1 protein-coding gene is annotated in these 255 nt (G+C 65.1%); it reads left to right on the top strand.

Annotation, left to right across the window (positions count from 1 at the left end):
- The coding region (locus tag BBI10_RS27460) for a hypothetical protein (protein WP_208600717.1) at positions 1-255 on the top strand (255 nt) is incomplete at both ends.

Below are 255 nucleotides of genomic sequence, written 5' to 3' on the forward strand. Positions count from 1 at the left end.
GGGTGGGACGAGGGCGACGCGACCGCGTCCTACCTTCTCGTATCGGTCGAACGACAGTTCGCCGAGGAGACGTTTGGCGAAACGGTGCGCCATTGTCTGGCAGACCTGCCGCCCGCGATAGGGTTTCGAGACAGCATCGTGGAGCTGGCGCTGCAGCGGATCGCCATCGAGCTCAGGCAGCCCGATCCTCTCGGCCTGGCCATGGTGGAGTCCCAGGCTATACAACTGCTCGGGCGGATGGTCAGGGCGAATGGC

Source organism: Pseudomonas graminis, from assembly GCF_001705435.1.
In the GTDB taxonomy this organism is placed as follows: Bacteria; Pseudomonadota; Gammaproteobacteria; order Pseudomonadales; family Pseudomonadaceae; genus Aquipseudomonas; species Aquipseudomonas graminis_B.